The organism is Pantanalinema rosaneae CENA516 (genome assembly GCF_050753385.1).
Lineage (GTDB): Bacteria > Cyanobacteriota > Cyanobacteriia > Leptolyngbyales > Leptolyngbyaceae > Pantanalinema > Pantanalinema rosaneae.
Genome location: NZ_JBLZFZ010000001.1, coordinates 17,716 through 31,604, shown reverse-complemented (window position 1 = coordinate 31,604; position 13,889 = coordinate 17,716). Strand labels below are relative to the sequence as shown.

The window sequence follows — 13,889 nt, the reverse complement described above, 5'->3', positions numbered from 1 at the left end:
CCATCAATCTCCAAGGTTGACAGACGCTGAACTCTTTCTGTGGGGTTACTTCCCGATAGCAATGTATCACTGAGGTTTATACGGAGGCATGTAAGCTGAAATACATCCATTGTTAAGATTGTGTAAAGTGATACGTTTTTGACACATGCTGATTGAGTGAAAGGGTGTTGGTTATGGCACAGTCCGGCTTTTCAGAATTATCGGATTGGCAAGAGGCAACGGAACTGGAAATATGGTTAAATCAAATATTCTCCTGCCAGAAAATTATTATCAAAGTTGAAGATGAGAATAATGACCTGATTGTTTTATCCGAATCGCTAACAGTGCCCCCACAGCAACCAATCCTGACCGCCGTAAACCGGAGTCTTGCTAAGCTGAATAATCCCTTAATTCATACCGTCAGAATTTATGGGCGGCAGTTGGAAAATCCATTTGCAGACTGGATTTACGAAATTAGACGTAACTTAACTGAACCGACTGAATTATCAAACTTACTTAATCACTTCCTACCATCTCCCAGTTCTACAACCCAGGGTTCTGAATCCTGGTTGTACTCTAGCGGCGACCCCTACAGTGATTCAAGTGACCTGGTTGCCAACGATGCTTCTATTCCTCAACCACCATTAACCGCCCGGGTTGAACATTTTCTAGTCTGTGGTTTGGGGAAATTGGGTCAGCATTGTGTCATGGCATTACAGGAGTTTGCTCTGCAAAACTGGGCACAAAATTGTGAAATTCAAGTCACCGCGATCGATCGCCAGCAACCGGATGATTGGGAAATTGCTCAACTCCCTGAACGATTGACTGGAAATTTTACGCGGGGGGATTGTCGGCAAGACCACATTTTACGACAGGCAGGCATTGAACAATGTCGCGCCATTTTGATTGTTACCAGTGATGAAAACGTCAACATTGAAACCGCGATCGCAGCCCGACGATTGAATCCCCATATTCGTCTTTTAGTGCGTTCTAGTAAGCACAATTTAACTGAATTGTTAAAACAGAAATTAGGTAACTTTGCTGCCTTCGAGCCGACGGAACTATCAGCATCAGCCTTTGCGTTAGCCGCACTTGGTGAGGAAATTTTAGGACAGTTCAAGCTCGGTGAACAGCAACTCCGCATTATCAAACATCAGGTGCAGTCAGCCGACGATCGCTTCTCCAATCTACCCATTCATAAATTGCATAAAGAATCGAGCCGTTTACTGTGTTATGTTCCAGCCCCCTCCTCTGATCCACCCACGGAACCCTCACAACCCAAGCCATCCTCGACCGATGCGATCGAACAGTTATTTTACCAATGGTCTCCAGAAGGACGTGTTCAACTCAACGATACTCTGATTTACATTGAGGCGGTCGAATCCCCGATCGGGGTACGGCAGACTTCAGCCCCGCTCAGTCCCTGGCAACAATTCTGGCAACGGCTACGGCAGATTAAGCAGGGAGATTGGCGGCAGCAGTTCTTCCAGTGGCGAAGCTGGATTAGCCAGGATCGCACCCGCACTATCAGTATTATGGGCTTGCTGATCGCCTTAAGTCTAGGGACGATCGGCACAGTTCTATTGAAACTCAATATTCCGGGGATGTCTTGGCAGTCAGCCATTTCCAGTGCCGTTATCTTGTTATTAGGCGGCTATGGTGATGTATTTGGTGGCTTAGAACTGACGATCTCAATTCCCTGGTGGGTGCAGTTGATCTGTTTCCTGATTACGGCGATGAGTATTCTATTTATTCTGAGTGCCTTAGGAGTTTTAGCCGATCGTCTCTTAAGTTCGCGCTTTGAATTTCTCAGACGACGACCCCCTGTGCCAAAATCTGACCATGTTGTGTTAGTTGGGCTAGGACGGGTGGGACAACAGATTGGGACTTACCTGTATGCATTTCGACAACCCTTTGTTTGTTTGACTCATATCCCGGAGCACCAGGAGTTCATGCCGCAGGTCGCCTTAGTCTACAGCCCCATGTTGCAGGGATTGGCAAAGGTCAATCTGGCACAGGCAAAAAGCTTGGTGGTCGCAACCGATGATCAGATGCTTAATTTAGAAATTGCTCTGATGGCGCGGGATGCCGCTTTCAAACTCGATCGCACCCTGAATTTAGTCATCCGAGCCCAGGAACAACGCTTTAGCCAACATATTCATGGACTGTTACCAGATGCTAAAGCCCTTTGCATCTATGCGTTGTCAGCAGAGGCGTTTGCAGGTGCAGCCTTTGGAGAAAATATTTTAGGGCTATTTCGTCTCTCCAACCAAACGGTACTGGTGACTGAATACTATATTGAGGCAGGGGATACCCTGAATGGTAAGTTGTTAGCTCAGGTCGCGTATGGCTTTGGTGTTGTCCCGATCGCCTATCGATCACAGGTAGATGGGAATCTAAGACTGATGCCGTCGGATGATATTCGGTTACAAATTGGCGATCGCTTGATTGTTTTAGCTACGATCAACGGGTTGCGACGCATTGAATGGGGGATTCTTGCTGCCCCTCGACGCTGGCAGTTACAAGCGTTAAAACCGTTAGATCCTGGAGCCACCTATTACGCGGGCAACATCCTTGAAAATATCGCTGGGTGTCGTCTCAGTGAGGCTAGAGCGTTCATGGATCATCTCCCAAGTCGGCTCAGTGTCCCCAGTGTGATGGCATTATCACTCTACGATCATCAGGCATTTCACTTGATACGAAAACTACGCAAGTTGTTACCTGTACGCCTAATGCCGCTCTAACTCGATGATTTAGCCCTGGTTTCTGAAATGAAATCTTGACATAGTTGGCGGTGCGTATATCTTTACCAGCCAAACAAGACTACGATCAGTGGGTTGCTGCTGCCACATCGGTACGCATTCAGGTTGCCAGTGAATTGGCTAGGAACAGTCGCCATGAGTGTTATTTACGAACTTGAACATACCACGACCTACCGCTATCGTAATCCAGTGACGTTTGGTGAACATCGGGCAATTTTTCTGCCCAGTGTTGGCTTTGTCGGTCGGCTTTTAACCTACTCGTTGGAAACGAATATTCCATCCAAGGTGCGTTGGATGATGGATACCCTCTCCAATAATGTGGCGTTAATTGAATTCAGCCAACCCGCCTCAGAACTGATGGTGACCTATCGTTTGCAAGGTGAGCATTTTGGCATTCCCGCGATCGCTGAGTTTCCGCTGGATTCCCGCGCCAAAGAAGTTCCAGTGCAATATACTCCCGACGAATGGCTGGATTTATCGGTGTTTATGCGTCCCCATGCGGACGATCCGGATGGCAGTGTCGCCGCCTGGGCAAAAAGCTTTGTGATTGGGGATCAGGATGATACTTTGGATGTGTTGCACCGGATGATGGACACAATTCGCCATACCCTGACCTATCAAGCTCGGGATGCTGAGGGGACTCAGGCTCCGGGTGAAACGTTGCGATCGCAGTCAGGCACTTGCCGAGATTACGCCTGGTTAATGATTGAAGCCCTACGTCGGTTGGGATTTGCCTGTCGCTTTGTCAGTGGTTATCTCTATGATGCGGCGCTGGATGGGGGCGAAATTGGCATGACGGGTTCGGGGGCAACCCATGCCTGGTTACAGGTTTATTTACCGGGGGCGGGCTGGCGAGCCTATGACCCAACCAATAAGCTGACCGCCGGGTTTGATTTAATTCGAGTCGCGATCGCTCGTCATCCTGGACAGGTTATTCCCTTATCTGGCTCCTGGTTTGGTAATGCTGGCGATTACCTAGGAATGGATGTTAATGTGACCATTCGTAAACTAGGTACACTGCCTGAATTTGAAGCCGCAAAATAGTTTCACTGGCTGTCTATCGGCTGTTTTAGGGCTACAACGCTGTTTGGAGCGATCGCTTGAAAGAACCCTTGAAAACAGTGAAATACCCAAACCAGGTAAATCGGACGCACTTTGAGCAGTTTACAACTTCACCCAATCGGCGGGTGACGGTCTTACCTGCTCTTTTGCGCAAGAACTCGCGCTCCGGCACATCCGAGTGGCCTTGGTGTCCTACTTTCTCCTTTTTACTTTGCGGTGCTTAGGCTTTTTGACCTTTATGCCACTCCGACCCTTGCCTTTACGGAAGATAGGGCGGGAACTCGGATCGTCATTGACGATCGTCAGACTTGCCTGAGCCTGACCACCGTAGTGACCTACCTCACTCAAACCAACCAACGATAGATGCAGCGTTTTGTCTGGTTCAGACTGACGGTTGCCCAGAATTTGAACGGGTAGATAGGCTACTGCCTGTCCAGCCGCAAAGCTGACCGTGATCACGCCTCCGACAAAATCTCGCCCCGCGATCGCACTACCGTTACTCAACTGCACTTGCACCGAGGCGGCTTGAGAGAGATTGTCAGACCGAGTAATGGCAAGCAGTATGGTGTTCAGCCCATCACCTTCTAACGTGCGGTAGTTGGCAGTGCTGAAGTTGTAGATGGGCATGGCATCATCGTTGACAATCAGCCCAGTTGCTGTGTGCTCAGTGGTTGACAGTGTACCGTTGGTTGCCGCACTCAAATTCACTTGGAAGGTTTCATCCGCTTCAACCTTAGTGTCGCCATTGACCGCAATTGTGATTGTCTGGCTGGTCACACCTGGGTTGAATATCAATGTTCCAGAGTTTGCGATGTAATCGTTGTCAGCCGTCGTCGCTGTACCATCGGCGGTAGCATAGTTCACGGTGATGACTTCATCACTGGGGTTGCTTAGCTCCACGGTGAAGGTGTAGTTGCTGCTGCCAATGTTGCCTTCAAACTGGCTGACCGTAACGGGCGTGATTCGAATTGTAGGATCGTTGGCTAAAATTGTGACGGTACCGCTGGTGGTGCCGCCCAAGTTGTAATTGCCCGTTGCTAAACTCAGTTGGATCGTTTCATCCCCTTCGGCGATCGTGTCATTGATCGGATTGACCAGCACATCCACAAAGGATTGTCCAGCGGCGATCGTGGCTATTCCGGTGAGCGTTGTATAATCGCTGCCGTTGGTGGCGGTGCCAGCGATCGTGTAGTTAACCGTCAGCGTCTGGCTGGTGTCCCCGCTGCGGGTGAGCCGGAATCTGCCAGAGTTAGGGGCACTTTCGCTAGCACTCGCATCAGGAACAGAAACGGTAACGATGGGTGCATCGATAATGTCAACGGTTGCAGTGTTAGTAGCGCTAATGACGTAATCTCCTGCGGCTAACGTCAGTACCACTGTTTCGCTACCTTCAACGATATTGTCATTCACTGGAGCCAACGTGACATCGACAAAGGATTGTCCGGCGGCGATCGTTGCAGTGCCAGTCAGCGTTGCGTAATCAATACTATTGGTGGCAGTGCCGTCGATCGTATAGTTCACCACCATATCCTGGCTGGTATCCCCAGTACGAGTAATCCGGAAGGTGCCAGGATTGCCAGGTAACTCGGTGGCGGTGACATCCAGGGCTGTAATGGATAAAACTGGTGCATCAGTGATGTCTACGCTTGCTGTCGCTTGCTCGGAGTCAATGCCATAGCTGCCCGTAGCGAGGCTCAGCGTTAGGGTTTCGGTGCCTTCGACGATCGCATCAAGGATGGGGGTCAAGACAACATCAACAAACCTCTGACCGTCGGGAATAGTGACAGTCAGAGTCGAGCCAGACCCACTGACGTTGTTGCTGAAGGTATAATCAGCAGCCGATGCTGTGCTGCTACCGTCGATCGTCAGATTCACCATCAAATCACCGCCGATCACGCTTCCCCGCGAAATGCGGAAGATCCCGGTGTCGGTAGAACCCTCGGCAGCAATGCTATTAGGTGCAGTTAAAGCAATAGTGGGAGGATTGATTGTGATAGTGAACGATCGCACATCTGAAAGATCTACGCCAGCGTTTGCCGTACCACCACTGTCTTGGACGCGATAGGTGAGCGTTGCTGTTTGCGGTGTAGTGATGCCAACCGCAGGCGTATAAGTTAAGTTGCCACTGGCATCGATCGCTGGACCAACACTAAATAAACCAGGATTATCGTTACTGACGATCGTATAGATTGCTGTCTGTCCTGATTCATTGGCGGGGCCGGGGGTAAAAGTTGCCCAGTTTGCCACCGTTTGAGCACCTGCACCAGAAATCGCCGTTTGATTGGCTCCGGGTGTGGTGTCAGGTTGATCGTTGACCGAAAGAATCGTGAAGTTGAAGTTAGCGGTTGCGGTCAGAGCCCCATCGCTACCGTCCAATTGAACGGCAGCAATGCCAAATGCATTAGCCGCAGGTGTCAGGCTCAGAGTGCGAGCGATCCCACTGCCGCCAACCGTTGCACTGGCTACGAGAGCATTGGGAGAGGTCGCAGTGAATGATGGCAATGTGTAGCTTTCGAGATCTAATGCTCCAAATGGAATGACGGTTGCTGGCGCATCTTCGAGTGTGGTTCGGTCGGGAATATTGCCCGCTACCGTCACACCCACCGAGGCTAAACTAAAGCTGCCGCTGGCAGAGGTAGTGTTATCGCCAAAGAAAATTAGATTCGGGGTTTCATACGGGTCGATCGGACCTGTTGCTGCCGTATAGTTCCGTAATTTGCCGCTGAGAATGGCATTACCATTAAGAAACAGAGTATAGGTATTGCCCTTGATCGCCACATCATAACTCCCCATGCCTGGATTGGCGATCGTCACACCTTCGGCTTGAGTAAACAACAGATTTGTATCACCAACACTTCCCGCTTGGGCAGAGGGATTGCTTTGGCTAGTGCCATCCTCCTGTGCCCAGATTTGTAGGTTTGTGCCGATCAGGTTGAAGCCAAGCTCAAGTGCCCGTGTGTTGTCGCTACTCACAACCAACATGCTGAAACCAGCCCGATCAAATTTGCCATTCCCATTTTTATCGGCACCGCTACCAAGGACGGCGTTGCGGTTTTCTGCATTCACCTGGGCTTGGAAGCTGAGCACATAGCCCTGGGTGGCATCGAGGGTAACAGGACTCAGCCGCGTGTAGCCAGCGTAGAGATTGAGCAGGGCTGTAGAGTTGAGGGTGGTCGCGCCGCCGCCGACAGTCTCAACGGAGCCAGGGGTCACAGCCAACCAACCTTGAGCCGCAGGCGTTGTGTTGAGTGACCCATCGTAGAGAACGCGGCGATCGCCAACGATCGGGGCATCATTCACGCCTATGACTGTCACGTCCGTTGTTACTGCTGTACTGATACCGCCATCGCCATCTGTCAGGGTAACTTCTACGGTTCGATTGGTCGGGGTGGTTGATAAACGCTCATCGGTGCTGCTGTAAGCGATCGCCCTCAGCAAGGTCTGTACGTTCGTCGCGTTTGCGGCGCTGTTGAGTGAGATGACCAAATTCTCTGTGCCAAAGCCGCCGGTATAGGTACCAATTTGAGTGCCACTAATCAATACTCTTCTGCCGTCCAGCGTTACACTACCACCCGATTCAATCGTCAGGCGATCGCTGGCGGTGCCGCCACTGGCAAATCGAACGGTCAGCGTCCCACCTGCAAAATCAGCGGAATCACTATCAGCGATCGTGGCTCCAGTATCGAGCAGAATAGGTGCATCATTTTCGGTATAGCTGAGGGCAGTACCAGAAAGGGTGACAACGGGAGGTTCACTGTACTCAAACCGCAGCCCGTCTAGCACCATATAGTCACCCGTGAATCGAATCCTACGAATTCCCCCTGTATTTTGGATACCGAGGAAGTTAGATGACCAGGAATTCACATTGACAGAGGCAATGGAAACCGTTTCTAGCAAATTATTAGATGCGTCAAACGCTTGTAGCTCAATACTACCGGAACTGGCAGTTATCAATCCGCCAACTCGCAGAACATTCTGATTGAAGCTCAACTCATAGGATGCCCCGGCTTGATTCAATCCGAGATAGGCAGTGCCCTGAGGGACTGTTGCTGCTGTAACGAATCCATTTCCTAAAAGTCCCCATCCAGCAGATCCTCTCGCAAAATCTCCAACTATTACCCCACTAGCATTTATCGGGTTAGGAATCGGATTGGTCAGCGTTACTCCAGACACAAAGGTATAAGCATTACTGGTACCGGGGATGAGATATTGAGCGCCAACCGCTGAGGCTGAGACATTGGTGCCGGGTGAGAGTCCTTCAAATCCCTCTATAATTGCCCCAGCCGTAAAGGCAGCAACCCCAATCTGCGGCAAAATACCTTGATAAGTTGCCAGCGCCTCAGTTTGAAATGCCAGCGATGATTCAATTCTACCCGTCTGGTACTCCAGTACCCAATTGCCACCTTTAGCGGCATTGCCTGTCAGGTCATCCGATGCCGCTACATCGGCACCCGTCAACTGACTCAGAATCTGCACAAACGCCTGACCCAGTTCGCCCTGTGCTACATCACAGCCATACAGCAAGATGTCAGCATCTTCAGTCAAAGCACTTTTCCACGACTGCATCTGAGCCGCGTAATCCTGCAAATTCGTGAGATTCAGCCAGTCCTGCCCTAATTGCAGTCCACCCGCCGTCCCGTGTGACAACACATGCACACTAGTAATATTCTCCCGCCCTAGTAACGTGTGGGTAATTTGGGCGATCGCATTCTGCATCGGATCCAGAAAATGCACTTCACTGCCCGCTGTCAGATTCGCCGCTAAAAACTGCGCGTCTGCTACCGCCGAGTCAATAAATACCAGCGAAGATGCAGGGTGCTGCGGAGTTAGCTGTAGGACATCAGAGGTTGAATAAGGGGTTGGTGAGGTAGCGATCGCGGTCGAGAGCGCACGATTAACAGTGATGGACGAAGACAACAGATCCATAAGTGTTGAATCCCTTCAGAGACGTGGTAAGAACTGGCTCAAGACAGCCCGATCGCCGCCATGCAGCATTCAGGGCAGTGCTAAAACACACAGCCAAGGTGGCAAGACTCAATTGCACGAAGAACATTAGTCAATTGAGCGATCAACCTGGTTCACAAGCCCGATCGCTAAATCGACTCCGATCACATGACTAAAATTGCTTTGCTGTATCTAACTGTACCTGAATAAATTTGAAAATTCACGTAGTTATCAGGCTCTCAATACCAAGAATCCATAAAGTTTAGGGGTATTTACACCTTCACTTGTCTGTAAATCTACGGGAACCCTCCCATTTAGAGGTAATACAGCATCTGTGAAGTTACCTGTTGGTTGATCAGTTTGGGACACCGTGGATGGTGAACTGTGATCAGGTTGTTTGAGCCTTTTATTATTCATGGAGATTTAAAATGATTCAGAATGCAATTGTCCATCCAAAGATTGTCGAAACAGATGAGTGGCTGACTGCTCGTTGAACATTGCTTGAACACGAAAAAGAGTTGACTAGGCAGCGCGACAGAATCAACGCAGAATGACGCAGACTACTAATGGTCAAACTTGAAAAATAATACACTTTTGAAGGATCAACTGGTTCTGCTAAACTCATTGATTTGTTTGAAGAACGTACCTAACTGATCACTACCACTTTATGTTTGCGCCGGAGTAGGAGAAGGGCTATATGGGTTGTACAGGCTTTGTTTATTCGCTGGGCACTTTATCTATGCTGAATCAATGTCCGTTTAGCTACTCATGCTGAATTTAGATTTTCCCATCCTACTATTGGGCAGGATTTACGTTAGTGGGAAATCCCGGTAGGCATTAGAAGCACCAAAGGTTACCTTCATAGAATCTTATTGCCCTACCTGATCGTTAACGGTTTCATCTGAAAATACTGGCGATATAATTCACAGCTTACAGTCACTTCGCATCCCACCTGATGGATTAACCCCATACTGTGCAGCTGATGTACCAGGTTAGATTCTAAATAGATAGGCGCATGTGTATTCACGAGTATATGAAAAGCATGGCATAATGCCGGCTGTTGTTGGAGTACGATCCAGTGACGGTGTAAATGATGATGATAAATCCCTGTAGGAGTCGAGGCGGTTGCTAATAATTGGCTGAGGGTTTGTTTGTTACGATTCAGATGATACAGAGCGGTATGAATCAGTGCTGGATGACCACCGACGATCGCCATTAATTGTTGGGCAGAGTCGTCGCTCCAGTGTAATCCATAACATTCAGCCAGTTGTTGCACTTGCTCGATCGTAAATCCTCCAAGCTGTGTGGCTAAACCAACATTAAACGGGGACTGATGCAATTGTAGGGGGACATAGACCTCGGTAGAGTGAGCCATGATCAATCGCAGGTTTTGCCAGATCGGTATCCGTTTGGCTTCTTCATACCAGGAACGCAGTAACGGTAACACATCTTTGGCAACATGACGATGCTCAAATAATTGATTTAATTCATCTAAGGCGAGCACGATCGGAGTCGAAATTTGCTCTAATAAATGTTGTCGAAAATAAAGCGTACAACTCACTTTGCTACCAATGTCATCATCCCAGTAGTCATCTAATTGAGGGTCAAGTTGCAATTGCCGAGTCACACTAGCACAGAGGCTTCGCAGAAAGCGTTGTAGATCCGCACAAATAGCCTGATCGATCTGCTCTAAATTGAGATAAACCGTTCGATATCCGAGTTGCTCGGCATGATGCAACACCTGGAGTAATAAAGACGTTTTACCCATTTCCTTAGGCGCTTTGATCCGGACTAAAGCACCTGGTTTGCTAATTTCCTCGCAGACTTGAGTTTCAATTGGAGGACGGGCAATGTAAAATGGTGACTCGATCGCGATCGGACCACTGGGAAATGCAGGCGCGATCGCTTGCTCGGAATTGGTCATCAGGGTAGGCGATCGAGGGGATAGTTGGAAATTGCTGCTAGCTTGAGAGGTAATGTAATCTTCCAACAAGAGGCGACAGTTTTTCTTCGTCAACCGTTGCCCCAGTAGTGCCGAGAGTCGATGCAGTAGTTCTGGCGCGACAACATTGGTTAAATACCCTGGGCTATAGCCAACGGCTGCCGCAATTTGGTTATAGGTTTGATACTGCCAGATTCCCTGCAATAATAGCGTCTCCACTGAATTGAGGGGACGTTGCTGATGGGCGATTAATGTCTGGTTCAGCCTCTCGACGAGGGTATCCACATTCATGAGAGATTAATCTGCGATCAAATCGATGCTGAAGGCATTCTAGAGCATAGAATAGGGTTTTCTATGAGGTATCTCATGAGATTTAGGGGATTGCCCGATCTAAAAGCACAGCGTTATGTAATTGAAGCGTGGCTGAATCTGATGCCACAAAGTCATCTAATTTCTCGCTATGAGCCATTATCAGGTTGGTGGTAGCCTCAGCCCCGATCATCCCTATTATGTGAGGCGGCAAGCCGATGCAGATCTGTACCGCGTGTTAAGTCGTGGTCAGTTTTGTTATGTCTTTAATGCCCGCCAAATGGGTAAGTCTAGCTTGATGGTGCGAGTGTTCCATCAACTGCAACAGGATGGGGTTGCCTGTGCCGCGATCGATCTGTCCCGCATTGGCAGCGAAACTCTGACTCCAGCACAGTGGTATAAAGGATTTGCCTTTGAGTTGTGGCAAGCCTTTGAACTCTGCCGCACAATTAATCTGAAACAATGGTGGCATGAACGGCAGGATACCTCACCAGTCCAACGATTAGGGCAGTTGATTGAAGAAGTATTGTTGGTCGAAGTGGGTAGCCAACAACAACCTCAGCCTCAATTAGTGCTGTTTCTAGATGAAGTGGATAGTATTCGCGGCTTAGATTTTTCTTTGAATGATTTCTTTGCCCTGATTCGTGCCTGCTATAACCGCCGCAGTCTAAAGCCAGCCTATCAACGCCTGACGTTTGCCTTACTTGGAGTGGCAACCCCATCCGATTTGATGACCGATCCTCAGCGAACCCCCTTCAACGTGGGTCGGGCGATCGATTTGTCTGGCTTCCAGGCGGCTGATGCCCAATCCCTAGCGCTGGGGTTAGTCGGCTCTGTGCATGATCCCCAGGTTGCCTTACAAGAGGTGCTGTACTGGACAGGGGGACAACCGTTCTTGATGCAAAAAATCTGTCAGTTAATGGTGGAACATCCCAATTTAACCGCCCCGATCGCTGATCAGGATCATATTGCCCAACTGATTCAGGAGTATGTGATTCAAGCCTGGGAATTTCAAGATGAGCCAGAACATTTGCGCACGATCCGCGATCGCCTGCTGAACAATCCCCAGTTCATCGGGAGGCTGTTCGGCATTTATCAGCAGATTCTTCAGGATGGCAATGTAGAGTTTGATGGTAGTCGTGAACAACTTGAACTCTTGCTGGCTGGTCTAGTGATCAAGCAGCAAGGGAATCTGGTGGTCAAGAATCCGATTTATCAAGCTGTATTTAATCTGAATTGGGTGCGTCAACAACTGGCGCAGTTGCGTCCCTACGCCACATCCCTCAATGCCTGGATCACGGCTGGCAACCGTGATGAATCCTATTTGTTGCGGGGGCAGAGGTTACAAGATGCCTTGACCTGGGCATTGGGAAAACGCTTAAGCCATGAGGATTATCAATTTTTAGGAGCGAGTCAGGACTTGGCGAAACGAGAAGCGCAAACCGCTCTGGAAGCTGTGGAACAGGCAAGCCAGATGTTAGCGGTTGCCCGGAAACGTGCCAGTCAGGATGTGAAAAAACGGCGCATTAGTTGGCGTTGGCTACCTGGTATGACATTGAGTATGACGGTGACGCTTTTGCTGCTGCGCGGCTTAGGACTGCTGCAAGGACTGGAATTACATGGTTTTGATCAGTTTGTATGCTGGCGATCGCTAGAACCCACGGATCAACGCATCGTTATTGTTGCGATCGACGAACAGGATATTACCCAAGTTGGACATCCAATGCCCGATCAAGTGTTGGCGCAGGCACTTAAAGCCATTCAGGCGCAGAAACCACGAGTGATTGGGCTGGATATTTATCGCGATTTACCCGTTCAACCGGGATATACAGATTTAGCAAAGGTGTTTGAAGTCACACCAAACTTATTTGGGATTGAGAAAGTGGTAGGTAGTCGGGTGGCACCCCCTCCGATTTTGCATCAAAAACAACAAGTGGGATTTGCCGATCAAATTGAAGATGCTGATGGTAAGGTACGGCGGGCATTGTTGTCTGTTGGCAACGAAGCTACGCCCAACTATAGTTTGGCGGTTAAGCTAGCCCTACCTTATCTAGAGTTTGAGGGATTCAGCCTGAAGCAATTAGATCCAGAGGGGCGACGATTTGAGCTAGGGAAAGCCATTTTCGAGCGATTTGAGCCGCAGGATGGTGGCTATATCAATGCTCAAGTCGGACAGAGTTACCAGATTTTGCTGAACTTTCGCGGAACTGAGGCAAATTTTCTCACGGTTTCATTGCGGCAAGTTCTGAATCGCCAGATTCCGGCTGAATTATTCCACGATCGCATTGTGCTGATTGGCTACACTGCCGAAAGCATCGACGATCGCTTCCGGACTCCCTATAACGGCGGCTGGTTCAATTCGGTACCCCTAATTAATGGCGTAACCCTCCATGCCAATATTGTCAGTCAACTGATCAGTGCGGCACTGGAGGGACGACCACTGCTTCAAGTCTGGTCTGATCCAATCGAGTGGCTCTGGGTGTTGCTATGGTCTGGTGTTGGCGCAGTCATAGGCTGGGCATTGCGATCGCCGTGGCAGTTAGGCATCGGCATTTTATTGATTAGTGGTGGACTGATCGGCGGCAGTTATGGACTATTTTTAGCCGGGTGGTGGATTCCTATAGTACCAACCCTGCTAGGGCTGTGGCTCACCACGATCGCCATCATCATCGCTACCGACAAGCAACGGGATCGCCTGCGGTTTCAACGCACGTTGGCATTGCTGTTAGATGCCCAGCGAGACTATCCCACGACCGGACGGATCGCGATCGAGTATTTAAAGCAATCGGAAACGAAAGAACATCAGGTCGTGATCGATCGCCAACTGAGTAGACAACAGTAACGACAAAATTAGTTCACTCGTTATTGCCAATATGCCCTACAGAGATGAA

The 13,889-nt window shown here is 49.4% G+C and carries 5 protein-coding genes; 3 read left to right on the top strand and 2 right to left on the bottom strand.

Annotation, left to right across the window (positions count from 1 at the left end):
• Positions 1–173 precede the first annotated feature (173 nt).
• Both ACN4EK_RS00095 and ACN4EK_RS00090 read left to right on the top strand, forming a co-directional pair.
• Positions 174–2,723, top strand: a complete 2,550-nt coding sequence (locus ACN4EK_RS00095) for an NAD-binding protein (protein WP_431655278.1) — start codon at positions 174–176, stop codon at positions 2,721–2,723.
• A 153-nt stretch (positions 2,724–2,876) separates the two neighbouring features.
• The gene (locus ACN4EK_RS00090) at positions 2,877–3,785 is read left to right on the top strand and encodes a transglutaminase family protein (protein ID WP_431655277.1); all 909 of its coding nucleotides are present in this window, start codon (positions 2,877–2,879) and stop codon (positions 3,783–3,785) included.
• Between the two features lie 210 nt (positions 3,786–3,995).
• Here ACN4EK_RS00090 and ACN4EK_RS00085 read toward each other — a convergent pair whose 3' ends face one another.
• Entirely contained in the window at positions 3,996–8,729 is a 4,734-nt protein-coding gene (locus ACN4EK_RS00085; protein WP_431655276.1) for a DUF4347 domain-containing protein, read from the bottom strand.
• Between the two features lie 895 nt (positions 8,730–9,624).
• Positions 9,625–10,980 (bottom strand): AAA-like domain-containing protein, encoded by a 1,356-nt coding sequence (locus ACN4EK_RS00080; RefSeq protein WP_431655275.1) that lies wholly within the window; start codon positions 10,978–10,980, stop codon positions 9,625–9,627.
• Between the two features lie 169 nt (positions 10,981–11,149).
• On the opposite strand from ACN4EK_RS00080, the gene ACN4EK_RS00075 reads away from it, so the two are divergent.
• Positions 11,150–13,840 (top strand): CHASE2 domain-containing protein, encoded by a 2,691-nt coding sequence (locus ACN4EK_RS00075; protein WP_431655274.1) that lies wholly within the window; start codon positions 11,150–11,152, stop codon positions 13,838–13,840.
• Positions 13,841–13,889 lie beyond the last annotated feature (49 nt).

Bases quoted from the DNA above. Each gene is read 5' to 3' on its own strand.
- ACN4EK_RS00095 (WP_431655278.1), top strand. From the start codon at position 174: ATGGCACAGTCCGGCTTTTCAGAATTATCGGATTGGCAAGAGGCAACG.
- ACN4EK_RS00090 (WP_431655277.1), top strand. From the start codon at position 2,877: ATGAGTGTTATTTACGAACTTGAACATACCACGACCTACCGCTATCGT.
- ACN4EK_RS00085 (WP_431655276.1), bottom strand. From the start codon at position 8,729: ATGGATCTGTTGTCTTCGTCCATCACTGTTAATCGTGCGCTCTCGACC.
- ACN4EK_RS00080 (WP_431655275.1), bottom strand. From the start codon at position 10,980: ATGAATGTGGATACCCTCGTCGAGAGGCTGAACCAGACATTAATCGCC.
- ACN4EK_RS00075 (WP_431655274.1), top strand. From the start codon at position 11,150: ATGAGCCATTATCAGGTTGGTGGTAGCCTCAGCCCCGATCATCCCTAT.